Below are 22,609 nucleotides of genomic sequence, written 5' to 3' on the forward strand. Positions count from 1 at the left end.
CTTGCTGAACGTTCGTTGCTTCGCCTTTTGCAGACCACGTGTGGGTCGAACCCAATGCAATAACGGCGCATGCGGCTATCGTCGCGATCCGTCGCTTAAGCATCCTTCCACCCGCCGATTGTTCGAATCTGCTCGATCATGTACGGTCGATATCGCGGTGACGTCATCAGGTAATGGTATTTGTTCAGGATCTTCGTGACGTAGCCCATCCGGTCGGTCGTGTCATAAAGCTTGCCAGTGTCCATTGTCACCTTGATGTCATCCGTTTGCAGGCCATACGGCTTCAATTCCGTTTCTTCGATGCTTGGCGTAACGTCTGCCGAGGCATTGAAAAATACCGTGGGGTCCTTCGCTCCCGACAACGAACGTAACACGGGCAACCGACCGAAATCGTTCATATCGATGGCATCGCGGAACTCCTTGTGGTCGTACACCATCTTCTGCAAATGAAGCGTCTGCTCGTGTAGCAGAAATTGCCATGCTGCGGAGCGGGCAAGCGGGGGCCGGCCCTTGGCACTCGATGCTTCATATTGCGCCAGCAGGCCAAAGCCATTGTTCAGATACGGGGTAAGCTTGCATTGATTCATTTCTGTGAGCGCCGATCCGTCCATGATTTCGGCCGCGCCGAAAACGACGATTTTCTTGCGCAGCGCTTCGATCAATCCGTTGTTCGGGCCGCTCGCCCAAGGCAGGCCCTGAATAATTTTCTTGACCGCCGGATCATATGTGCCGACGTCGCGCTTTTCCTTGCAGTGTTCGAACAGTTCCTTGCCGTAGTCCCGGTAGAAGAGGTGCCACGTGGTCACTTCGAGAAAGACCCAGAGATTGCCCTTCGCAAGATAGTAGAACGTCACGCGTGCCGAATCGCGCGCCATACCGAGCGCCGCCTGAGGTTTCTGCACCGACATGAACTGCATCGCAAGATCCATCCCCGCCACGACCTCTTTCGCGGCAAACGCGGCGAGACCGGGCCAGTAGAAACGTCCTGCCTTGTCCGTGCCTTCGTCGGCGAGGAAAAGTTGCGCATAGTTACCGGCGGTGCGCTTCGCGCGACGCATTGCGTCTTCGATGAAACGGCCACTCTCCGCTTCGAAGCTGATGTTTTTCATTTGCGCGACAGACCAGAGATCCTCGCACTTTATCGTGCAATCGACGCATGAGTCCGGCATCTGATTGGTGGTGCCCTGGCCAACCTGCCTGCCCTTCAGATAGGCCGTACCTTCGCCGTCGTTGACGACCGAATCATTAGCCATGAATCCCCTCTTGCACCGTTTAGCTGAGCGAGTCAGTACCGCTCGTGATATTGGGAAAATGCAGAAACGCGGAGATCTTCTCCGGATTGCTCGTGAACATGCGCGAAACCGCGCCGTCCTGATCGGTGACGTTCTCCAACTGATCGCTGCGCATTTCGATGCAGATGGGCCATGCTGGGCATGGGACGCCCGAGCTCATCCTTGAACACAAACTTCTCGTCGTACGGGCCGTCTGATTGTTTGAACGCGCCCAGGTTGGTGCGCATCTGCGCCGGACCCGCAAACATGTGCGCGGCCCCCTTGATGTCGACCACACCGGGGGAATGAATCTCGATGTTGCCGTCCTTGAGGCGGATATAGCCGCCACCGCTCGTCAACAGGATGCCCGTTGCCGACGCAATTTCGATCCGCTCGGTCGACGACAAAATTTTCAACGTCTTCTGCGCAGTAATCTCAATGTTGTCCGAGTGCGCCTGCACTTCGACCTTGCCCTTAGCCGCAAACAGCTTCATCCCACCGTTCTGCACGAACAAGCTGAGCTTTTCCGCAACGCTTGCAACTAGCGACTTGCCGGTTGCAATGTGCGTACTCTGTCCGCTCACGAGGTTGGTCTGTGCATCGCTGGCGATGTGCACGGACTGCTGCGTGGACAGGGCGATGCCCGAAGGGCTGCCGAACAGCATGAGCGGTTCTCCGAACGCATTTGCGCTTCCTGTTCCACCGCCTGCGGTGTTCCCGCCTGACGATGAACCCGACACGTTGTTCCGTGTCGCGTCGGTGAAAGACTTCAGCGAGTCGTAGCCGTCCCTGAGACTTTCCGCCTGGTGCGTGGTGCTGGCGTCGGACATCGATTCCAGCACGCTTTCGGCATTCACCAGTTGCGAGGTGGTTTGCCGTGCATCGAGCGGCTGGCTGGTTGCCGGATAGGTCGTGACATACAGACCCTGACCGGCACGCACTGCACCGTAAGCGTCGGACTTCAGATCGAAGCCGCTGCCGAGGTATGGTCCACGTGAGTTTCCGCTCTGGTCGATCAGGTAACCCAGATGCAAATGTGCATTGGTGCTCGTCGAATATAGATGAACGCGGTTCTGACCTGTGGAGTCATCCATCACCATCTGGTTGTAGCCGCTGCCCTGATATTCCTTCGACCTGTAGCCAGAGAGCAGCCCGTTGGAATGCCAGTGCGGTTGTGTCGCGCCGTTGTAGACGCGGCCCGTGACCAACGGCCTGTCGCAATCGCCGTCAACCCAGCTGATCAACACTTCTTCGCCGATACGTGGCACATGCACGCCGCCGTATCCGCCACCCGTATCGGACATGGCAACCCGCACCCAGCAGGATGCTTTTTCGTCGCCGTCATTGAGCCGGTCCCAGTGAAAGCGCACCTTGATGCGATTGAGCTGGTCGGTATAGACCTCTTCGTTAGCCGGACCGACGACAATTGCCGACTGCAAGTGCATCTTCGGCTTGTGATGGTCGAACGGACTACGGTACGGCACGATCTTGCGTTGCGCCTCGATTTCAACGAGGAAGAAGCCTTCGCTGCCATCGGCGTGTCTGACCTTCAATGACTCTTCAGAGGCGTGACTCGCTCTGACCGTCGCAAGGTCGCCCTTCAGGCTGTGCGGGAAATCGGCGGCCCGACTGGACACCGGCAGGTTGTTTTCAATGAACCATGCCGCCTCGATAACGGCGAATTGCCGGTTCTGCCCGCTATCCGTGGCGTGATCGGGGTGGTCATCCAGTTCAAACCAGCGACCGGCATCCGTACCTCGCACACCGCCGGAACCGTAAAAACGCTTCGCCCGCGATTCCCACTCTTCCATGCGGATTTTTGAAAGGGTATCGCCCCGGTCCTGGCTACCGTAGGTGTAAGCGCCCGTGTACTCATAGACCTCGGCTTGCTGGGGCAGGTTTCCCTGCGTGGGAAGCGTCGGGATGTTTGTGCCTTTCGGGTTGGCTGACGAAGCCGGTGCCTTGTAATCAAACGTGCGGGTCGTGAGTGTTGTGCTTTGAAGTGTTCGTGTGCCCGACCATTGAACCAGTGCATCGGTTTCGCTATTCGTGCCCGCGCGATAGAACCCGACGGTCCGGGGCGAAAGCGGCTCGAATGTATCGAGGTTGTCTGTGACGACAAGGGTATGTGATTTGCCGTCGCCGGCATGGTCGAAGTAGCCGAACAGGCCTTCGCTTTCCATCAGCCGGTGGACGAAATTCCAGTCGTCCTCGTATTGCACGCAGAACGAACGCGGAGGCAGGGGCCTGCTCAACGCAAACCGGAACGCCCCCTGTGCCTGCGGGTGCATGTTGAATACATCAGTCAGGATTTCATCGGCCGGCCTGTCCTGCCAGATCCGCGCATCCTTGCGAAAGCGCAGAAAGTGCATCCACGAGGCAAAGCCGATCTGATAGCTCGTGAGGCCGGTATCCGACCCGAGACGGCGGGCCGTGTGAACATAGCCGTGCCGAGGCAGATAGGACCTGTCAGTCTGCTGGACCCAGAGCGTGACAGGCTGGGCGATCAGCGTTTTGAGTTCAACAGTGTCTGATGTGGAAACGACGTCAACGGTGAATTCGAAATGGCGGCCGATTCGCGAATGACCGACAACCCGCTGGGGCACGAGGACATTATTTCCCAATGCAGTATCCAGCTTCAGCAGGCGATCACTCTGGATGAGTCCGCCAGTGATTGCCCCGATTATGTCCTGCGCGCCCATATCACCTCGTCTTTTTTAGCTGACCAAGCCATGCCGCGATCGCGCGATTCTACAAAACTTCAGATGGATCGACTATAGAGTTGATATTGTTTGCGTTTTAAATGGCATTTATTTCTCGCGAGTAAGCATGCATCACGCATAAGGCCAGTGTAAAACTCGCTATTTTTAAGTTATTTCTAATTTTCGAGTAACGCACGTTGCTGCACTCGAAAATCGACCTTGGTCGAAGAACCCGCAGCCCCCCTCCGTGCCCCACCGCACCCACTCCCACCCCCCACGCTTTCCATTCCCCCACCACCATCCTAAGCTGAAGCTTCCCCATCACGATCGACAGGAATACCCATGCGCGCACAGTTCCCGCCAATTCTGGCGTTGGTGGTCGCCTGCGCGCTCGTCGCCGGTTGCGGCAGCGACCTCTCGGTCGCTCCTCCGGTCGATCCCATCGCGCAGATCATGAACAAACCGCGCTACACGAGCGCGAAATCACAATGGTCGATGGTGGTCATGGACGCGACCACGGGCCAGGTGCTCGACTCGTTGCAACCGGACACCCTGTTCCTGACGGGCTCGGTGCGCAAGCTGTACTCGGTGGGCACGGCGCTCGACCTGCTCGGCGCGGACCATCGCTTCCAGACGCCTGTCTACCGGAACGGCACACTCGACGCGTCCGGCAAGCTGACCGGCGACCTGATCCTCAAAGCGTCCGGCGACCTGACGTTCGGCGGACGGCAAAAACCCGACGGCACCATCGATTTCACCGACTTCGACCACAACGAGGCGCGCGGCTTTAACGGCGCAATCCTGACGCCCGAAGATCCGCTGACCGCGCTGAACGATCTGGCCGCGCAGGTTCGAGCGTCCGGCATCACGGCCGTCAGCGGCGATGTCATCGTCGATGACCGTCTGTTCGATGCGTTTCGCGTGCCGAACGGCAACGTGCTGATCTCGCCGATACTCGTCAACGAAAATCTGATCGACGTGACGCTGGCTCCGGGCGCGAGCGCGGGACAGCCCGGCGCGCTCGACTGGCGGCCACGCACCAGCGCGATGACCCTGCAGGGCACCACCATCACGACGGCGGCGCAAAGCGGGGGCGGCGCAATGGGCGCGGCGGACATCGTCGTATCCGGCGACGCGTTCGATGCAGGGCCGCTCAGTTGTCTGGCTGCGCCCGGCTGCACGGCAACCGTGTCGGGCGAGGCCGGCCTCGGCTCGCCGGCGTCGATTTCTCTCGGCTACGTGTCGCCGCTCGTCGGCAACCCTCTGTACGTAAGCAACCTGCGCGTCGAGGACCCGCCTTCCTTTGCCCGCACGGCATTCATCGATGCATTGGCGCGGGCCGGCGTGACAGTGTCGGCGCCCGCCGTGCAGCGCAACGCGTCGGCCCGTTTGCCCTCGGCACAAACCTACTCGGCCGCCACACAGGTCGCGAGCTTCACGTCCCTACCCTATTCGGAACTCTCGAAACTGATTCTGAAGGTGAGCCTGAACACGGGCGCCAACCTGAGCCTGATGTATCAGGGTCTTGCGCAAGGCGTCAGAACCGTGGGTGACGCGCTCTCCACCGAGCGCAAGTATCTGACGGGCACGCTCGGCCTCGACGGTGCGGGGTTCGACTTTCCGAGCAATGGCAGCGGCACGCCCGACAGCCGCGCGACGGCCCGCACGACGGCGACGCTGCTGACCACGATGAGCCGCCGGCCGATCCAGGCGGCATATCGGAACGCCCTGCCGATTCTCGGCGTCGACGGTTCCCTCGCGGCCATCGGCAACGATGTGGAAGGCAAGCAGCATATTCTCGTGAAGAGCGGCGCGACCGTCTCCAACGGCCAGATGATCGCGATGAACATGGCGGGCTACATCGACGCGAAAAGCGGACGCCGCCTCGCCTATGCGCTCTTCGTCAACAATGCCGGCCCCGTCGCCGCGCTCACCGACACGCTCGAGGTGTTCGACGACGAAGCGCGGATTCTCGGCATCGTCTATGCGAAATACTGAGCGGGCAAGCAACGTAAAGCGTCATTGCAGCTTCCACAATAGCGCCGCGATCGTGCCCTGGTCCTGGAAGACGGTCAGGATGTCCGGGATGCCCGTGATCGGCACATTGTTCACCGTCAGAAAGAACACGATCCGACGGCCGCTCTTCGCGTCGATATAACCGGCGAGCGACTGGCCTTTCAGGATCGGCGTCGTCGGCGCGGACGCGTTCACGCCGACGTAGGTGCCCGTCTTCGCGTGCACGCGGCCTTTCGCGCCGGCCAGCGTCGCGTCGGCTTCGAAGTTCGTGATCGTCGTGAGCGATCCGTCGACGCCCAGCGCGGGCATCGAATCCACATAGGCCGCGAAGTCGGGCTTCGAGCGCATGCCGCGCAGCATCGCGACGACGGCGATGCCGTTCGCGGTCGTGTCGCCGCCGCCGCTTCCGTCGATGAAGTGATACTGGCTCGGCGAAATGCCGAATGTCGACGACAACTCGCTCTGCTCCGCCGCGAGCGAAGCGGCCATCGTCGTCGAGCCGTTCTTCGCGAGGCCGAACAGCATCAGGCTCACGTCGGCGCCGATGTTGTAGCTGACTTTATTCACGTACCGGACGTCCTGCACGAACGGCGCGGACACCAGTCGCGCGACCTGCTGCGCGCTCGCATACGACGCTTGCGCGGGCAGCAACTGCGCGGGGTTGGCCGCGACGGGCGCGGCCGTCACCGTCACGCCCGCGCGCGTCAGCGCCTCGATGAAAATCGTGCGCGCGTAGTTGGACGGCTGGGTCACGCGGAATGTGCGGATCAACGGATACGCGTCCGTCAGAGGCGGCACGAAGTCCGCCGGCACCGTTCCGCTCACCGTGCCCACGCAATTCGCCGAGCCGATGCACGGCGGCAGCTCAGGAGCGAGTTCGATGTCGAGCGCCGACGCCGCACCGCCGGTCTTCAGCGTCGATTGCACGGTGAACGCCGCCGATTTCGGACGGTAGTCGAACGGCAGGACCGCGCCTTCCGCACTCTGATTGAACGAGACATCGACGACGTCGTCGTTGACGAAGATCGGCCGTACCTCGAACTCGTCGCGAAAGTTGAACGGCTGGAAGAGCCGGTCGTCGATCACGACATCGCCGTTGATCGTCTTGATGCCCGCGGCGGCCACCTGTGCCGCCAGCGAGTTGTACCCGGCGAGCGGATCGGGCGCGGACAGCACCGCATTGCCCAGCGCGTTGGCTTCGTTGTGGTCGAAACTGGTCAGCGCGATCGTGCCGTCGGCGTTTGCGCGGCCGCCCATCGTCAGATCGCCGCTTGCCACCAGAATCAGATTGCCGTTGAGCGTGCCGTCCGCGGCGACCGTGCCCTGCCGATAGACCGGCGTCACGAACTGGTGCTGTGCGCCGAGCGCGTTGAGCGCGTTGCCGGTCGAAAAGACCTTGCGCACCGACGCGATGAACATCTGCGAACTGGAGTTGAGATCGTAGATCACGCGCCCGGAATCGAGATCGACCGCCTGCATCGACCACGTTGCATCCTTGTACGCGGATTTTTGCATCACCTGCGTGATCGGATCGGGAACACTCGTGTTCGAGTCGAGCGAATCGCCGCACGAGGCCAGCAGAAATGCGCTTGCAATCACGGCGCAGCGTTTGCGCTGCCGGTCGATAGACGCGTTCATCACAGGTCTCCAGATTTGGTTTTGTCTTTGTCGTTCGAAAAGCTCGCACGAAGTGTCGAAGCCGGCGCTCTGTCCGCTGTGCCGCGTTTCGGTTCTCGCCAGGCAACGCTCGCTAAGCAACTATAGAACGTAGTTCGCGGGATGCATGCAGTTAATGCATGCATTGCGATTAGGCAAAGGCAATTGACCGAAAAAGGAGAGACGAGCCGCGACGCGCACGATCGTTCGCGCTTCCTGCCAGGCGTGAAATTCAGGGCAAGTGGTTACCTGAAAATCGCCGGAATCGGTCATTTCATAAATCCACCTGCGGGCCTAATCTTCACTCACCGCATCACTGAATGCGTCCAACCGACCCAAGGAGTGAATCATGGAACAACGCCTCGACTTCTACAAAGCCAACCCCGCCGCGATCAAGGCGCTGATGGGCGTCGAACAGCAGGTGGGCAAATCGGCGCTCGAAAAATCGCTGACCGAACTGGTCCGTCTGCGCGCGTCGCAGATCAACGGCTGCGTCTATTGCGTCGACATGCACACCACGGACGCCCGCAAGGGCGGCGAAAGCGAACGGCGTCTCGCGACCGTCGTGGTGTGGCGCGAAACGCCGTTCTTCACGGATCGCGAACGCGCGGCGCTCGAATGGACAGAAGCGCTCACGCTGGTTTCGCATGAGCACGTGCCCGATGCGGTGTGGCAAGCCGTGCGCCCGCATTTCAGCGACGAGGAACTGGTCGACCTGACGCTGCTGATCTCGGCGATCAACGCGTGGAACCGTTTCGCGATCGGCTTCCGCAAGCTGCCCGAGTGAGCGCCGGCGCACCGACAGGAAATCACGACGCTCGCCCAAGCTTTGCCCAGGAGTCACACGATGAAACGACCCACACTGATCGCGGCTGCCGCTCTTTCGATCGCGGCGAGCGTGCAGTCCGCCTTCGCCGCCGATGCGCCTGCCACGCGGGAAACGGTCACGCCCGCTTTCGCCGAGGCGATTGCGAACGTGCCCGGCAAGACGATGACCGCGCTGGTGGTCGAGTATGTGCCGGGCGGCAAGTCCGCGCCGCATCGGCATGGACAGGCTTTCGTGGTCGCCTATGTGCTCTCGGGCGCGATTCGCAGCCGCATCGATAACGGCGAGGAGCGCGTCTTTCGCGCGGGCGAATCGTGGACCGAGAAGCCCGGCGCGCATCACATGGTCAGCGAGAACGCGAGCGATGCCGAACCGGCGAAGCTGCTGGCGATCTTCGTGGCCGACACGAAGGACAAGAACCTCGTCACGTTCGACAAGAAGTGAGCGCGCAACGACGAGCGCCAGGCGACAGCGCTAGAACTTCGGATGACATTCGAAATTCACTGAGGACGCGTGCGTCGTCATTACTTCCACGCCGCTCACCGTTTCGTTCATGACACGGCTCTGCATGCCGCGACGCTCGCAGTAGTCGCGCGCCTCGCTCACTGCGTGCTCGTGCGCGCGGGCCCAGGCCATCCGCCCGCCCGTCGCGCTCGCGGCCACCGTATAGGTGCCGGGTTTGTCGGTGGCGACCACGTCGGTGGCGGACGCGCATCCGGCGAGCGAAGCGCCCAGTGCCACAGCCATCATGAGGTTGCGCAAGCGGTCGGAGAACGGGCTTCGCCCTCGAGGCCCGCCCGCTGCACCGTCCTTGTCGGGCGTGCGGGCTAAGAAAACGTTGAACATGTATCACCTGCGCTATTAGCCGATTTTCGTTTCGAAATTATCGCCAATCGCGCGCGAGAGATCAGCCCCGCCCTCCGAAAACACTGTTGCGCTCGACTGAACAATCATCGGCGTAACGCTCTGTCGTGTGGGACACGCGGGTATAGAATCGAATGATCAAAGTGGAGGTCGCCATGCGAGCGAACTACCCGTTGAACCGATTGAAATACGCCGCGAGTCCGGTTGCGGCGAGTGCGCTGTGCGTCGCCCTTGTCGCAGTCGTCGCACTGGGCGCCGCGGGTTGCAAGGCGCCCGGCTCGAACGTCACCCCGAAAACCACGGTCGATGCCGCGCCCGCGCCACCCGCGTTGCGCGCGGAGCCGGCCATGCACCCTGAATGGAAGAACGCCGCGGCCTTCATGGCGCTCGCTGTCAGAAGCTGGGTATGAAGGGCGACAGATCCATCATCTGTCGCGCATCAATGCCGTAGACCGAGTCGAAGACGCGGAGCCGCATGAGCTGCGTTCATCGGCAACTGCGGCAACGGCCCGAGGCGTCGTCTCACCTCACGGCGCGCCACCGGCGCTTGCCGGCGCAGCCGGCAGCGCATTGGCCGGGCTGCCCGCATCGGGCGGGGTCACGTCGTCCGGCGTGGGCGTCGGCGCCAATGCCGGTTCGCCGCCGCCACGCACCTCGCCATCGACCGCCCCGCTCGCGGGCCTCGGCGCGGATGACGGCGCGGAAAGCAGCGGCGGTTGCGGCACTTCGCGCGGCTCAGCCAATGTACCGGATGCACCGGATGCACCCAACGCGCCGGATGCCGCCGAAGCACCGGACACACCCAACGCAGCACTCGCCGCAGACCCGCCAGGCGCACGGCGCGCCGGCTCGCGCCGCACCACCGGCGCCTCGCTCTGACCCGGCGACGCCGCGAACAGATGCTCGAACCACGCCCGCAGCCGGTCGGTGCGCTCGGCAAACCAGCCTGGCTCCTGCTCGGTCTCGAACTTCACGCGGGTATCGACCAGCTTCGAGCGCTGCGCGCGCTGGAAGAAATCGCCGACGATCGGCAGCGCGCTATGCGCCCCCTGCCCCCAGTAGTCGCTGCGCAAGGTCACGCGGCTGTCGTTGAACCCGACCCACGCGCCCGCCACGAGTTGCGGATGAATCAGGATGAACCAGCCGTCCGCATTGCCCTGGGTCGTGCCCGTCTTGCCCGCGACGTCGCCGCGCACGCCGAAGCGGCTGCGAATGCTCGACCCCGTGCCGCGGCTCACGACGTCGCGCATCACGTCGACGAGCGTGCGTGCGGCGTCGGCGGACAGTTCCTGTCTGGGCGGCGCGGGCGCGAACTCGGCCAGCACCTCGCCGTTGCGATCCTCGATGCGCGTGACCATCACCGGCTCCACGTAGCCGCCCAGGTTGGCGATCGTGCCGTAGGCCGACACCATTTCCTTCAGCGTGACGGGACTCGTGCCGAGCGCGAGCGACGGCACCGCATCGAGCGTGCTGTCGCGCACGCCCATCGCGCGCGCCAGTCTCGCGACCTTGGTCGGACCGACCGTCTCCATCAGTTGCGCGGTGATGCGGTTGCGCGAAAAAGCGAGGCCGTCGCGCAGGCTGATGGCGCGTTCGCTCGGTTCGTCCTCGTCGCTCGGACGCCAGATCTCGCCGCCGGCCAGCGCGATTTCCACGGGCTTGTCGGGCAGCGTGTCGGTCGGCTTCGCGCCGCTTTCGAAGGCCGCGGCGTAGACGAACGGCTTGAAGGTCGATCCCGGCTGACGCCGCGCCTGCTGAACGTGATCGAACGGGTCCTGGCTGAAGTCGCGGCTGCCGACCCACGCCTTGATCTGGCCGTTGCGCGGGTCCATCGCGAGAAAGTCGGCCTGCACGCGGGTTTTGCTCTCGCACAGCGCCTGCACGAGGTGATGGTCGGACGAAAGGCGCTTCAGCGCGTCCTCGTCGGTCACGCCCGCGTCTTTCGCGGCGCGATACTCGGGCGTTTCGCGCAGGAACGTTGGCAACAGGTCCCGGCCGTTCGCGCAACCGGCGCGCGCGCCCCACGCCGAGTTCGCGATGCCCTGCAACTGGTTGCCCTGCAGGATCACCGCCTGGGTCGCCATGGTCTGCAAGCGCGAATCGATGGTGGTGCGCACCACCAGCCCATCGGAATAGATGTTGTAGTCGTTGCGATCGGCCCAGGCCGCGAGCCACTTGCGCAATTGCTGCGCGAAATGCGGCGCGGGTCCGGGCGGCTCCGTCTGCCGCTCGAAATCGATGCGCAGCGCGCGGCGCTTGAGCGTCTCGTAGGCGGCGGGCGTGAGCTTGCCGTACTTGACCATTTGCGCGAGCACCGTGTTGCGCCGCTGCAAGGCGCGCTCGGGGTTCAGCACCGGGTTGTAGTAGCTGTTGCCCTTGAGCATGCCGGCGAGCGTCGCGCTTTCCAGCACGTTCAGTTCCGAAGCCGATTTGTCGAAGTAAGTCCGCGCGGCCATCTCGATGCCGTAGGCGTTGTAGAGAAACGGCACGGTATTCAGGTAGGTTTCGAGGATTTCGTCCTTGGTGTAGAGCGCCTCGATCTTGAACGCCGTGATCGCTTCCTTGAGCTTGCGGGTCAGCGTCGGCGCGCGGCCGATTTCGTCGGGATAGAGATTGCGCGCGAGCTGCTGCGTGATGGTCGAGCCGCCCTGGCGGTCGCCGGAAAACGTATGCAGCGCGGCCGAGGCCGTGCGCCGCCAGTCGAGCCCGAAATGCTGATAGAAGCGATGGTCTTCGGTCGCGATCAGCGCGTTCACCACATTCGGCGAGATGTCCTTGAGCTTCACCCACTCGCGGTTCGAAGGCTTGAATTCGGCCAGCAGCTTGCCGTCCGCCGACAGGATTTGCGCGGGCTGCTCGCTCTTCGCCTTGCGGATGTCGCCGATGCCCGGCGTGAACGGAATCAGGACCAGCACGTAGAGAAGCAGCAGCACCGGAAGCGCGGCGCAAGCCCTTGCCACGCCGCGGCGGGTGGGATGCCGCACATGCCACCAGGCCCCGGCGACCAGCGGGTTCGCGAGGGTCAGCCCTTTGTCGAGGGTCTGTAGGAATCGGTTGATCAGGCGCGTCACACTGGCTTACCGTCTGCTTGGAAAGGCTGAATCCTACCAAGATGCGAGCCGCCAGCCGATTTTTGCGCCGATTTGTGCGCCGGTTCTTGCAACCCCTGGCGTGCCCGCCCAAGCGCCGCGCCGGCAAAAATCGAGGCCCACTATAATGTCGCCAATTCCGACAAGAGGTGCTTCATGATCATCAAACCGCGCGTGCGTGGCTTCATTTGCGTATCTACTCATCCGACCGGCTGCGAAGCCAACGTCAAGGAGCAGATCGACTACGTCAAGGCACGCGGCGCCATCGTCAACGGGCCGAAGAAGGTGCTCGTGATCGGCGCATCCACCGGCTACGGCCTCGCCGCGCGCATCAGCGCCGCGTTCGGTTCGGACGCCGCCACCCTCGGCGTGTTCTTCGAGCGCGCCGGCAGCGAAGCCAAACCGGGCACGGCGGGCTGGTACAACACCGCCGCCTTCGAGAAATTCGCCCACGCGCAAGGCCTGTACGCGACGAGCATCAACGGCGACGCGTTCTCCGACGCGGTCAAGGCGCGCACCATCGAAATCATCAAGCGCGATCTCGGCCAGGTCGATCTGGTCGTCTACAGCCTCGCCGCGCCCAAGCGCACGCATCCGAAAACCGGCGAGGTGTTCAGCTCCACGCTGAAGCCGGTCGGCAAGGCGGTCGCGCTGCGCGGCATCGATACCGACAAGGAAGTCGTCAAGGAAACGGTTCTCGAACCCGCCACGCAAGCCGAGATCGACAACACCGTCGCGGTGATGGGCGGCGAGGACTGGCAGATGTGGATCGACGCGCTGCTCGAGGCCGGCGTGCTCGCCGACGGCGCGCAGACCACCGCGTTCACCTACCTCGGCGAAAAGATCACGCACGACATCTACTGGAACGGCTCGATCGGCGCCGCCAAGAAGGATCTCGACCAGAAGGTGCTCGGCATCCGCGAGAAACTGGCGGCCAGGGGCGGCGACGCGCGCGTCTCGGTGCTCAAGGCGGTGGTCACGCAGGCCAGCTCCGCGATTCCGATGATGCCGCTGTATCTGTCGCTGCTCTTCAAGGTGATGAAGGAGAAAGGCACGCACGAAGGCTGCATCGAGCAGGTCTACGGTCTGTACAGGGACAGCATGTACGGCGACGCGCCGCGCATCGATGAAGAAGGCCGTCTGCGCGCGGATGACAAGGAGCTCGATCCCGAGGTGCAAGCGCGCGTTCAGGAACTGTGGGGCCAGGTGACGAGCGACAACATCTACCAGCTCACCGACTTCAGCGGCTACAAGACCGATTTTCTGCGTCTGTTCGGATTCGAGATCGCGGGCGTGGACTATGAAGCCGATGTGAATCCCGACGTGCCGATCCCGAAGCTCGTGCAAATGTAAGGTGATGCGCGGCGCACCCAGGCACACCCAGGCACACCCGGCGCGCTAGTTCACCCTGCGCGACTGCGCCACGTAGCCGTCCACCGCGCGCATCACGCGTGCTTCCAGCGCCGCGGCGTCGCGTTCGTCACGCTCGCCCGCGGCGTCGATCATGCCGCGCACGATCGCCAGCAGATCGCGCGCCACCAGGCTCGCATCGTCCAATTCGGGCGCACCGGGCTTCACGGTGAGCGCGCCGACGAGCGCCGCCTGAATCAGGTCGGCCAGCCGCGCTTCGCGCTCGCCGAGCGGCAAGCGGCGCTCCTCGAAATCGATCAGACGCGCGAGCACCGGCCGGCGCATCTGATGCGCGACCGACGCGCGCACCATCGCCAGCACGCTGTCGCGCGAATGCTCTACCCGTGACGCCGCCTCGATATCCGCCACCAGTTGCGCGGTTTCGCGCTCGATCAGCGCGACCGTCAGCGCATCGCGATTCGGAAAGTATTGATAGAGCGAACCGATGCTGACGCCGGCACGCTCCGCGATCGCGTTCGTCGTGCAGGCGGCCAGCCCGCGCGTTTCGAGAATGCGGGCCGCCGCTTCGAGCACGGCTTCGACGGTGCGCGCCGAACGCTGTTGAACCGGAGACTTGCGGGGCTTCAGCCGCTGCGCGGCGGGTGATTTGGGCATGAGCAAAACGAGGCGTCAATGTGAACGATGGCTCGTATTCTAAAAGCCGAGCGCGGGTCCGGCGCGCGCGCAACCTTAACGATGATCGGTGGCTTGCCGCGAATACGAGTGGACGCGGGAGAAAGCCGCAGCCGGCCGCGCGGCGCGCTGTGCGGGCAGACCCTATACCGTTTGCAGGTTCGAATCCGCGGCTCAGGGCGTGCCGTTCCGGCAATACTCGCGAAAGCCCTCGCGCGTGGCGAGCCGCTCCATGTACGCCGCGACAGCGCGAAAATCGTCGTGCCGCAATGGCGTTTCGAGCCAACGGTTAACCGACAGCGCAATCGGAATATCGGCGAGCGAGAACGACGGACCCGCGATGAACGCGCCGGTGAATTCGAGTTGCCGCTCGATGATCGCCATATGACGCGTCCAGTTGGCCCACGACACATCGATCTCCCGTGGATCCTGATGAGCCGGAGAACGCACCATCGCGAGAAACGCGTAGCTCCATGAGCGGTTCAGTTCGCTTGCCTGCCAGTCGATCCATTGATCGCACTTCGCGCGCTCACAAGGATCGGCCGGATAAAGCGCCTCGCCGTGATAGCGGCCCGCCAGATAACGGATGATCGAATTGGATTCCCACAGCACGAACTCGCCGTCCTTGATGACAGGAACCATGCCGTTGGGATTGAGCGCGAGAAATTCGGGGACATGGGTCGCACGAAAGCCCGAGCCCCAGTCTTCCTGTTCGAATGGAAGCCCGAGCTCCGCGCAGGTCCACAGGACTTTGCGGACATTGATGGATGAGGTCTTGCCGAGTATTTGCAGCATGGGACTCGTAGCGTAGCGCCTGCCTGAGAAAACGCACAGGGGCAGTGGGTTGCCTGCGCACCAGGCCAGTTCGCCGCGCGGGTTTCGCGCGCGGCGGCGTCGAACGATAACGTCGAACGATGAGCTAGTCCTCGATCGGGTCCGGGTCGCCGAGCGCCGCGTCGATTTGCCGGCGCGCCTCGTCGAACGCGGCGCCGATCGCGGCGGCGCCGCGATACGGCGAGCGCGCAAGGTGCGGCGCGCTCCAGTCGGTGCCGTCGTCGGGAAGCGGATGCTCCTTGCCGGGTTCGATGCGCGTGGTGACCGACGAGCCGCCGGCCGGATCGTCCTCGGCCAGCACCGTGACGACGAAGCCGCGATGGGTGTGGACTTCCTGCATGGCGATTCTCCTTCGCTCGCGTTTAAGCGGACAACGACATCGAGCAGCAACCCGCATTCCCGGCCGCGCAAAACAACGGAATGACGAAACAGCGAACGAAACAGCGAACGAAACGACGCGCCACGTCGCCCCGTCGCGCCCACCCAGCGACGCATCAATGCGACGCCACGAAGATCGTGCCCGGCGCGGGCGGCGCAACGGCGAAGCTCCTGCGCATCCGCTGCGCCTCTTCCACCGGACTGCGCCCGAACAAACGCTTGAACTCGCGGCTGAACTGCGAGGCGCTTTCGTATCCCACCTGGACGCATGCGAGCGCCGCTGTCATCTCGTTCCTCACCATCAGAAGACGCGCCTGATGAAGCCGCGTCGACTTCAGATATTGCATCGGCGAAGTGCGCGTCACCGCCTTGAAGTGCGAATGAAACGTGGGCACGCTCATGTTCGCCTCCAGCGCCAGTTGCTCCACGTCGAGCGGTTCGCGATAGCACGCGTGAATCTTGCGGATGACCTTGGCGATTCTCGCGAATTGCCCCTGCGCGGTGAGCGCGGCGCGCATCGATCCGCCCTGCTCGCCGGTCAGCACATGAAAGTAGATTTCGCGCACCAGCGCGGGGCCGAGCAATTCGCCTTCCAGCGGCACGCTCATCGCTTCGAGAAAACGCAGCACCGAGGCGCTCAGCCTCGCATCGAGCGGCGTCGACATCATGCCGCGCGGCTTGGCCGGCGCGCCGGCTGCCCTGTCGCCGAGTTGCAGCATCAACTCGGCCGCGACCTTGAAATCGAGCCGGAAATAGATGGCGAGCAAGGGCTCGGCCTCGCTCGCCTCGGTTTCCATCGAAAACGGCACCGGCACCGAGACGGCCAGATAGTGCTGTGCGTCGTACACGTAGACCGTGTCGCCCAGAAAGCCCCGCTTGCGCCCCTGGCAGACGATCACGATGCCGGGGTCGTAGAGAACGGGCGTGCGGCGAAGCGGCCGGTTCGAGCGCAGAAAGCGCACGTCGGGCAGCGCGGTGAGGTTGTAGCCTTCGAGCGGCGCGAGCCTTTCGAGCAACGCCACCATGCGTTGCCGCGCCGGATCATTGTGTTTGAGCATCACGTCTGAGGAGCGCGAGGGAGTGCGCCGGATTGCGCCTGATTGCGCCTGATTGCGAGCCGGATTGGAACGTGCCGCTAGCGTGCCACCGGCGCGCCGAAAAATCCATGCACTCATACGATCAGGCAAGCACCGCAGACGAACCGGCATTCGCGTGCGCCGCCGGCGCGCCTACCATTCAGCCTCGGGCCGGGTTCCGCCGACACCATGCGTTTTCGCCCGAAAGCGCCTTCACACCACCTGAAATAAAGGAGTGCAACACCATGAGCAAAACGTTTCTGATCACCGGCGTCAGTTCCGGTTTCGGCCACGCGTTCGCGCAAGCGGCGCTCGATGCGGGTCATACGGTCGCCGGCACGGTACGGAATCGCGCGGCGCGGGACGCGTTCGAGGCGCTCGCGCCCGGACGCGCGCACGCGATCGTTCTCGACGTGACGGATTTCGACGCGATCGCCCCCGCAGTCGCGACGCTCGCCGAAACCGTCGGCGCGCTCGACGTGCTCGTCAACAACGCGGGATACGGGCACGAAGGCACGCTGGAAGAGTCGCCGCTCGACGATTTGCGCCGTCAATTCGACGTCAACGTGTTCGGCGCGGTGGCGATGATCAAGGCCGTGCTGCCCGGCATGCGCGAGCGCCGCTCGGGCCATATCGTCAATATCACGTCGATGGGCGGCTTCATCACGATGCCGGGCATCGCGTACTACTGCGGCAGCAAGTTCGCGCTCGAAGGCATCTCCGAGGCGCTGGCGAAAGAGGTCGCGAGCTTCGGCGTCAAGGTCACGGCGGTTGCACCCGGCTCGTTCCGCACGGATTGGGCCGGACGCTCGATGGTCCGCGCCGGCCGGAGCATCGCCGATTACGACGCCGTATTCGACCCGGTCCGCGCGGCGCGCGAGGCGAAAAGCGGCAAGCAGGCGGGAGATCCGCGCAAAGCCGCGCAAGCGCTGCTGGAGATCGTGGCGGCGCCCAATCCACCCGTGCATCTGCTGCTCGGCAACGACGCCGTCGAGCTGGTCACGGCGAAGCTGGCGGCGCTGGGCGCGGAGATCGGGACGTGGGAAGCGCTGTCACGCTCGACCGATTTCTCGTGAGCGCGCCTTGCCCTCGCCGTTTCGAGTTTTCCGCAGCGCAACAGCCAGGGTACGTCACGAATTGCCGGGCGTGAATTCTGCGTGATATTGTTGGATACAAGCGCAGGACGGCGCCCGCCGCCCTCACCGGAATGCAAATTACAGCAGCGAGCGTCGCCATGAGTGATGTACGCCATCATCTGAGTCCACGTGACCGTTTGGAGCTGTTGTGCTGGCTCACATGCGGGAGCCTCGGCGCCTACTACCTGAATGAAGACTGGCCCGACGCGGCGTTCCACGTGCAGGCCGCCCACAAGTGGCTCGACCGCCGCTCGCGGGAGGCGGACTGGCTGAGCATCGCGAGGCTGTCGGCGCTGGCGCTCGAAATCGCGCGGCGCCACGCAAGGTTCGTGGACGCGGAGTGGGCGCGCGACGCGGTCGAGGAAATTCTCGACACCGACGAACTCGATCCGCAAGCCCGGCTGGTCCGCCAGGTGTTGGCGGACTGCCAGAGCGCCCTCGCGGACAAGCGCATCGCCGATTGATCCCTCTTCACGCGCTTGCCAGCCGTTCATCCAGAACGGCCGCGGCTCGCTGCACGTTCGGCTCCACGATCATGTCGCCGTGTCCGCCCGACACCTCGGCGACCACCAGACCGCCGCGCGCGATGCTGCGCCATAACGGCATCGGGTCGCCCCGCTCCCGCTCCGCAATCGCCGCGCGCAGATAAAGAATCGGCCCGGCCTCATACGGACGAGGGCGATACGTCCGCATCGCCGTGCCCATCGTTTCGCGGATGCGCCGCAACGTCGGCGGCAAGCTCGCGATGAAGGGGTCCGGGCGGCGCGCGCTGCGCCCGGTGCGGCGGCGTATCCGGTCGGTCGCGTGCACCAGCTTGCCGGCCAGATAGCCGGGCAGCCGGGCGGCCGGCACCGCGCGCAGTTCGCGCAACTGCCCGCCGGCCATGCGCCAGTGGTGCCGCAAGCGCACGTGCAACGGCAGAAAATGCTCGTGCACGTAGGTGTCGAGCAAGCACAGCAGTTCGATCCGCTCGCCCGCGCGCGATAGCTGCTGCGCAATTTCGAACGCCACCAGTCCGCCGAATGAGAAACCCGCGATCGCGTAGGGTCCGCTCGGCTGCACGCGGCGCATCTGCTCGACGTAGCTCGCGGCCATGTCCTCGACGCGTCGGTGCATCGGCTGCTCCCCGTCCAGACCGTGCGCCTGCAAGCCATACACCGGACGCCGGCTGTGCAGCGCATTCACCAGCGTCAAACACTCCATCACCGAACCGCTGACGCTGTGCGCCAGAAAAATCGGCGTGCCCTCGCCGGCGCGCACTTGCAGCAGGATCGGCGACGACGCGGGTTGCCGCGCGCTTTCGTCGAGGGCGGCGGCGAGGCGCGCGATCGTCGGGGCGATCATCAGCGTCGCCAGCGGCATCGCGCGGCCCGTGGTCTGATGGATCTCCGCGAGCATTCGCGCGGCGAGCAACGAATGGCCGCCCAGCTCGAAGAAGTTGTCGTCGCGGCCGATCGGCGCGAACTCGAACAGCCGCTCCCAATGCGCCTGCACATGCTTTTCCAGCGATTCGAGCGTCTCGCCCGGCGGCGGAATCTCGCGCGTGGCGAGGTGCAACGCGGGATGATGGCGAATCGCGTCGAGGCAGGCCGGGTTGCGCAGCGCAGCCGCATTGCCGGCTGGCAAGCCGTTGACCGCGTTGCGCACCGACGCCTCGGACAGCTTGCCGTTGTGCGTGACGGGCAACTCGGCCACGGCGAGGATGCGATCCGGCACGTGCGCGGGCGACGCGCGCCGCGCGAGGTCGTGCCGCACCCGCGCGGCCAGGGCGCCGTTCAGCACGCAACCGTCGCGCAACACCAGCAACAACACCACGCGTGGTTCGCTCGCCACGGCGCTCGAGCCGTCCCCCGGCGCGACGCGCGCATGCTGCTGCACGACCATCGACTCGTGAATCTCGGGAATGTCGTTGAGGATGCGATAAATCTCACCGGGACCGACGTTGATGCCGCGCACGTTCAGCAAGCCATCCGAGCGGCCGTGCAGGCGCACGGAGCCTTCGCGCGATACCTCGATCAGGTCGCCGTGCGTCCACACGCCGGGGTTGTCGGCGAAATAGGCGGCGTGAAAGCGCGCGCCGTCGGTGTCGCCGAAGAAACCGAGCGGCCGGGACGGGAACGGGTTCGCGCAGACCAACTGGCCGACGCCGTCCGTGCGCTTGCCCTGCTCCCATGCCTGAACGTCGAGCCCGAGGCTCCGGCATTGCGCTTCGCCCGCGTACACGGGCAACGTCGGATTGCCCAGCACGAAGCAGCCGAGAATGTCCGTGCCGCCCGAGATCGATTGCAGCGGCAGGGGCTTGACGTGATCGCGCACCCACGCGAATTGTGCGTCGTACAGCACCGCGCCCGTCGACATCATCGCCCGCAACGCGCCCAGATCGAACTGCCTGCCGGGGACGAGCCCGGCCTCCTCGCTCATTTTCAGGTACGCGGGGCTCGTGCCGAACACGGTGGCGCGCTCGTCGGCGACGAGCCGCCACAGCGTGTCGACCGTGGAAATCGGACCGTCGTAAGTCACGATCTCCACGCCCGACGCGAGCGCCGACAACTGCCAGTTCCACATCATCCACGCGCAACTGGTGTGAAAGAAGAGCCGCTCGCCGGGCCGCAGATCGCTATGCAGGCGATGTTCCTTCAGATGCTGCAGCAGCGTGCCGCCGGCGCCGTGCACGATGCATTTGGGCTTGCCCGTGGTACCCGACGAAAACATGATGAAAAGCGGCTCATTGAACGGGAACTGCCGCCACACGAAGCGCGCGGCGTCGCCGTTCGCGATCAGGTCGGCCATCGCATGCACGGTGGGCTTAACCCTGTCAGGCAAGCAGCCGCCGTCCAGCACGACGATATGCTGCAGCGACGGCAAGGCGGTGGCCAGCACGGCGACGTTCGCCTCCACCGGCACGCCAGTGTCGAACGGCTGCGCGGCGGTGTGCGCGAACATGAAACGCGGTTCGAGCGGCTGGAAACGTTCGAGCATGGTCTCGGCGCTCATTTCCGGCGCGACGGTGGACAGCGTCGCGCCCAGCGCGGTGACGGCCAGCGCGGTCACGACCGCGTCGGCGTCGTTGCGCAGCACGCCGATCAGCCGGTCGCCCTCGCCCAGACCCAGCGCCGACAGCGCGTCGGCCAGCCGCGCCACGCGCTCGCGCAATTCGCCGCGAGTCAGGTGCAGCGTGGGGCCGTTCGCGTGACAGACGGTGAGCGCGGGCATGTGCGCCGGCGCGACCGCCAGGTTCAGCAAGGCGTCCGCATAATTGAGCCGCACGTGTGGAAAGAAACGCGCGTGCTCGCATTCGTCGCCGATGCAGGCCGGCTCGGCGCTGCCCGACCAGTCGATATCTTCCGACCAGCGCAGCAGGAATGACCAGAAGGTCCGATAGTCCCGCACCGAGAAATCGTGCAGTGCCTGATAGTCCGCGAAGCTGCGCCCGGTGTGGCGTTCGAGCGCGCGCGTGAATGCCGTCATCTGCGAGGTCGCGGCGCGATCGGGCTGGATCTCATGGAACGATAGGCGCGATGCGGCGCTCGACGAGGCGCCGACCAGATCCATGCGATCCATCAGAAGCTCCCCCTTCAAGCGCGCGCCATCCTCGCCGGGACACGCCTCGCATGATTCGTTGCGTCGACGGAAAACCCCAATCGGACGAGTCCTGCCCGGCGCTGCCTAGGCAAGCTCTTGCGGAGCCTTCGTCTACTACTTCTGAAGGCTAATGACTGCACCGTGGTAGCTCTGTTCGACATCGCACCAACGGCACGCAATGGCGTGGCGCGAGGCGCGGGGCGGCGAGGACGCCTCTACTCCTCCACTGCCGCCTTCAGGCTCAGCAACGCATGATCCCATTGCCGCGATATCGCTTCGAGCGCGCGCCGCGCTTCGTCGAGATGAGCCGGCTCGAACGCCCACAGGCGTTCACGGCCGACCTTGACGTCGCGCACGAGGCCCGCGTTGGCGAGCACCTGCAAGTGCTGCGTGACGGACTGCCGGGTGATGTCGGTTCCGGCGGTGAGTTGCGCGATCGACATCGCGCTGCCCGCGCACAACACGGCGATCAGGCGCAGGCGCGTCTCGTCGCCGAGCGCCGCGAAAATGGGCGCGGCGCTTTTCAGCATGGCGGCCTTCAGGCTCGCCGTTTTCGACTTCACCGCCTTGGCGTTCGCGTTCGCCTTGGCGTTCGTCTTCGCGTTCGCCTTCGTCATGGCCGCTCTGGCGGCGGCCGTCTTAACCCGCGGCGACATGCTTTTCGATATTGACCAGCTGTTGTTCCCAGCCGCCGCTATTCATACGAAACGCCTCGTCGCGGCGCGCGGCGGGAATCTGATCGAAGCCCGATTCGACGACGCGCAGCAAGGTGCCCGAATCGACCTCGGTCAGTTCGAACACCACGAGCGTGGTGGGCTCGATCGAATAGTCGACCGACACGTCGACCGCGGCCGGATGCCAACGCCACGACAGGTAATGTTCGGGCTCGATCCGCTCCACCGTCACGTCCATGACGAGATGCTCGTAGCCCGGATAGGTGATATTGCCTTGCACGGACTGGCCGGCGACGAACTGCTTGCCGCTGAAATTCACGCCGAACCATGCGCCGAATTCCTCGGCGTTGGACAACGCGCGCCAGACGCGCGAGCGCGGCGCCTTCAGCAGAATCTGCTTTTCGATGCGATCGGTTGATGTGGTCATAGGCAGCCTCCTGCCTGCATACTAGGAGCGCGACG

At 64.2% G+C, this 22,609-nt stretch carries 19 protein-coding genes; 7 read left to right on the plus strand and 12 right to left on the minus strand.

Annotation, left to right across the window (positions count from 1 at the left end; translation table 11 throughout):
- Positions 1-95 precede the first annotated feature (95 nt).
- Both ACTJLC_RS29585 and ACTJLC_RS29590 read right to left on the minus strand, forming a co-directional pair.
- Positions 96-1,253, minus strand: a complete 1,158-nt coding sequence (locus tag ACTJLC_RS29585; protein WP_073432833.1) for a DUF2515 family protein — start codon at positions 1,251-1,253, stop codon at positions 96-98.
- Positions 1,254-1,285: 32 nt separating this feature from the next.
- A complete protein-coding gene (locus ACTJLC_RS29590; RefSeq protein ID WP_440846045.1) occupies positions 1,286-3,973 on the minus strand; it encodes a type VI secretion system Vgr family protein in 2,688 nt (895 codons plus the stop codon).
- Positions 3,974-4,315: 342 nt separating this feature from the next.
- Between ACTJLC_RS29590 and ACTJLC_RS29595 the strand changes: the two genes are divergently transcribed.
- Entirely contained in the window at positions 4,316-5,971 is a 1,656-nt protein-coding gene (locus ACTJLC_RS29595; protein ID WP_440846047.1) for a D-alanyl-D-alanine carboxypeptidase/D-alanyl-D-alanine-endopeptidase, read from the plus strand.
- Between the two features lie 21 nt (positions 5,972-5,992).
- Here the strand turns inward: ACTJLC_RS29595 and ACTJLC_RS29600 are convergent, their stop codons facing one another.
- Complete coding sequence (locus ACTJLC_RS29600) at positions 5,993-7,627, minus strand: D-alanyl-D-alanine carboxypeptidase/D-alanyl-D-alanine-endopeptidase (protein ID WP_440846049.1); 1,635 nt, start codon at positions 7,625-7,627, stop codon at positions 5,993-5,995.
- A gap of 367 nt (positions 7,628-7,994) precedes the next feature.
- Between ACTJLC_RS29600 and ACTJLC_RS29605 the strand changes: the two genes are divergently transcribed.
- Both ACTJLC_RS29605 and ACTJLC_RS29610 read left to right on the plus strand, forming a co-directional pair.
- Complete coding sequence (locus ACTJLC_RS29605; RefSeq protein WP_440846051.1) at positions 7,995-8,432, plus strand: carboxymuconolactone decarboxylase family protein; 438 nt, start codon at positions 7,995-7,997, stop codon at positions 8,430-8,432.
- Between the two features lie 60 nt (positions 8,433-8,492).
- Positions 8,493-8,915: a cupin domain-containing protein gene (locus ACTJLC_RS29610; protein WP_440846053.1), complete on the plus strand. Its 423-nt coding sequence runs from the start codon at positions 8,493-8,495 to the stop codon at positions 8,913-8,915.
- 30 nt (positions 8,916-8,945) lie between these two features.
- Here ACTJLC_RS29610 and ACTJLC_RS29615 read toward each other — a convergent pair whose 3' ends face one another.
- Positions 8,946-9,221, minus strand: coding sequence for a hypothetical protein (locus tag ACTJLC_RS29615; protein ID WP_143326608.1), 276 nt, complete (start codon positions 9,219-9,221; stop codon positions 8,946-8,948).
- Positions 9,222-9,490: 269 nt separating this feature from the next.
- Between ACTJLC_RS29615 and ACTJLC_RS29620 the strand changes: the two genes are divergently transcribed.
- On the plus strand, positions 9,491-9,745 hold the full coding sequence (locus tag ACTJLC_RS29620) for a hypothetical protein (RefSeq protein WP_440846055.1): 255 nt from the start codon (positions 9,491-9,493) through the stop codon (positions 9,743-9,745).
- Between the two features lie 117 nt (positions 9,746-9,862).
- Here the strand turns inward: ACTJLC_RS29620 and ACTJLC_RS29625 are convergent, their stop codons facing one another.
- The gene (locus ACTJLC_RS29625; protein ID WP_440846057.1) at positions 9,863-12,406 is read right to left on the minus strand and encodes a penicillin-binding protein 1A; all 2,544 of its coding nucleotides are present in this window, start codon (positions 12,404-12,406) and stop codon (positions 9,863-9,865) included.
- A 174-nt stretch (positions 12,407-12,580) separates the two neighbouring features.
- Between ACTJLC_RS29625 and fabV the strand changes: the two genes are divergently transcribed.
- Positions 12,581-13,777: an enoyl-ACP reductase FabV gene (fabV, locus tag ACTJLC_RS29630; RefSeq protein ID WP_440846059.1), complete on the plus strand. Its 1,197-nt coding sequence runs from the start codon at positions 12,581-12,583 to the stop codon at positions 13,775-13,777.
- A 45-nt stretch (positions 13,778-13,822) separates the two neighbouring features.
- On the opposite strand, the gene ACTJLC_RS29635 is transcribed toward fabV, so the two are convergent.
- The 4 genes from ACTJLC_RS29635 to ACTJLC_RS29650 all read right to left on the minus strand — a co-directional run bounded on the left by ACTJLC_RS29635 (position 13,823) and on the right by ACTJLC_RS29650 (position 16,737).
- Entirely contained in the window at positions 13,823-14,449 is a 627-nt protein-coding gene (locus ACTJLC_RS29635; protein WP_083083739.1) for a TetR/AcrR family transcriptional regulator, read from the minus strand.
- A gap of 192 nt (positions 14,450-14,641) precedes the next feature.
- Positions 14,642-15,262, minus strand: coding sequence for a glutathione S-transferase family protein (locus tag ACTJLC_RS29640; RefSeq protein WP_440846061.1), 621 nt, complete (start codon positions 15,260-15,262; stop codon positions 14,642-14,644).
- Positions 15,263-15,386: 124 nt separating this feature from the next.
- On the minus strand, positions 15,387-15,641 hold the full coding sequence (locus ACTJLC_RS29645; protein WP_073432577.1) for a hypothetical protein: 255 nt from the start codon (positions 15,639-15,641) through the stop codon (positions 15,387-15,389).
- Positions 15,642-15,795: 154 nt separating this feature from the next.
- Entirely contained in the window at positions 15,796-16,737 is a 942-nt protein-coding gene (locus ACTJLC_RS29650) for an AraC family transcriptional regulator N-terminal domain-containing protein (RefSeq protein ID WP_440846063.1), read from the minus strand.
- Between the two features lie 263 nt (positions 16,738-17,000).
- On the opposite strand from ACTJLC_RS29650, the gene ACTJLC_RS29655 reads away from it, so the two are divergent.
- Together ACTJLC_RS29655 and ACTJLC_RS29660 are read left to right on the plus strand one after the other, a co-directional pair.
- Positions 17,001-17,831 (plus strand): oxidoreductase, encoded by an 831-nt coding sequence (locus ACTJLC_RS29655; RefSeq protein ID WP_440846065.1) that lies wholly within the window; start codon positions 17,001-17,003, stop codon positions 17,829-17,831.
- A 158-nt stretch (positions 17,832-17,989) separates the two neighbouring features.
- Complete coding sequence (locus ACTJLC_RS29660; protein WP_073432579.1) at positions 17,990-18,355, plus strand: hypothetical protein; 366 nt, start codon at positions 17,990-17,992, stop codon at positions 18,353-18,355.
- 7 nt (positions 18,356-18,362) lie between these two features.
- Here ACTJLC_RS29660 and ACTJLC_RS29665 read toward each other — a convergent pair whose 3' ends face one another.
- The 3 genes from ACTJLC_RS29665 to ACTJLC_RS29675 all read right to left on the minus strand — a co-directional run bounded on the left by ACTJLC_RS29665 (position 18,363) and on the right by ACTJLC_RS29675 (position 22,574).
- Positions 18,363-21,452: an acetoacetate--CoA ligase gene (locus ACTJLC_RS29665; protein ID WP_440846068.1), complete on the minus strand. Its 3,090-nt coding sequence runs from the start codon at positions 21,450-21,452 to the stop codon at positions 18,363-18,365.
- A gap of 236 nt (positions 21,453-21,688) precedes the next feature.
- Positions 21,689-22,003: an ArsR/SmtB family transcription factor gene (locus ACTJLC_RS29670; RefSeq protein ID WP_073432588.1), complete on the minus strand. Its 315-nt coding sequence runs from the start codon at positions 22,001-22,003 to the stop codon at positions 21,689-21,691.
- A 109-nt stretch (positions 22,004-22,112) separates the two neighbouring features.
- On the minus strand, positions 22,113-22,574 hold the full coding sequence (locus tag ACTJLC_RS29675) for an SRPBCC family protein (protein WP_440846070.1): 462 nt from the start codon (positions 22,572-22,574) through the stop codon (positions 22,113-22,115).
- Positions 22,575-22,609: the final 35 nt, after the last annotated feature.

Origin of the sequence: Paraburkholderia sp. 22099, from assembly GCF_052045835.1 — a bacterium.
GTDB lineage: Bacteria > Pseudomonadota > Gammaproteobacteria > Burkholderiales > Burkholderiaceae > Paraburkholderia > Paraburkholderia terricola.

Excerpts from the sequence above, each read along its gene's own strand:
- ACTJLC_RS29585 (WP_073432833.1), bottom strand. The coding sequence starts at position 1,253 with ATGGCTAATGATTCGGTCGTCAACGACGGCGAAGGTACGGCCTATCTG.
- ACTJLC_RS29590 (WP_440846045.1), bottom strand. The coding sequence starts at position 3,973 with ATGGGCGCGCAGGACATAATCGGGGCAATCACTGGCGGACTCATCCAG.
- ACTJLC_RS29595 (WP_440846047.1), top strand. The coding sequence starts at position 4,316 with ATGCGCGCACAGTTCCCGCCAATTCTGGCGTTGGTGGTCGCCTGCGCG.
- ACTJLC_RS29600 (WP_440846049.1), bottom strand. The coding sequence starts at position 7,627 with ATGAACGCGTCTATCGACCGGCAGCGCAAACGCTGCGCCGTGATTGCA.
- ACTJLC_RS29605 (WP_440846051.1), top strand. The coding sequence starts at position 7,995 with ATGGAACAACGCCTCGACTTCTACAAAGCCAACCCCGCCGCGATCAAG.
- ACTJLC_RS29610 (WP_440846053.1), top strand. The coding sequence starts at position 8,493 with ATGAAACGACCCACACTGATCGCGGCTGCCGCTCTTTCGATCGCGGCG.
- ACTJLC_RS29615 (WP_143326608.1), bottom strand. The coding sequence starts at position 9,221 with ATGATGGCTGTGGCACTGGGCGCTTCGCTCGCCGGATGCGCGTCCGCC.
- ACTJLC_RS29620 (WP_440846055.1), top strand. The coding sequence starts at position 9,491 with ATGCGAGCGAACTACCCGTTGAACCGATTGAAATACGCCGCGAGTCCG.
- fabV (WP_440846059.1), top strand. The coding sequence starts at position 12,581 with ATGATCATCAAACCGCGCGTGCGTGGCTTCATTTGCGTATCTACTCAT.
- ACTJLC_RS29635 (WP_083083739.1), bottom strand. The coding sequence starts at position 14,449 with ATGCCCAAATCACCCGCCGCGCAGCGGCTGAAGCCCCGCAAGTCTCCG.
- ACTJLC_RS29640 (WP_440846061.1), bottom strand. The coding sequence starts at position 15,262 with ATGCTGCAAATACTCGGCAAGACCTCATCCATCAATGTCCGCAAAGTC.
- ACTJLC_RS29645 (WP_073432577.1), bottom strand. The coding sequence starts at position 15,641 with ATGCAGGAAGTCCACACCCATCGCGGCTTCGTCGTCACGGTGCTGGCC.
- ACTJLC_RS29650 (WP_440846063.1), bottom strand. The coding sequence starts at position 16,737 with ATGCTCAAACACAATGATCCGGCGCGGCAACGCATGGTGGCGTTGCTC.
- ACTJLC_RS29655 (WP_440846065.1), top strand. The coding sequence starts at position 17,001 with ATGAGCAAAACGTTTCTGATCACCGGCGTCAGTTCCGGTTTCGGCCAC.
- ACTJLC_RS29660 (WP_073432579.1), top strand. The coding sequence starts at position 17,990 with ATGAGTGATGTACGCCATCATCTGAGTCCACGTGACCGTTTGGAGCTG.
- ACTJLC_RS29665 (WP_440846068.1), bottom strand. The coding sequence starts at position 21,452 with ATGGATCGCATGGATCTGGTCGGCGCCTCGTCGAGCGCCGCATCGCGC.
- ACTJLC_RS29670 (WP_073432588.1), bottom strand. The coding sequence starts at position 22,003 with ATGCTGAAAAGCGCCGCGCCCATTTTCGCGGCGCTCGGCGACGAGACG.
- ACTJLC_RS29675 (WP_440846070.1), bottom strand. The coding sequence starts at position 22,574 with ATGACCACATCAACCGATCGCATCGAAAAGCAGATTCTGCTGAAGGCG.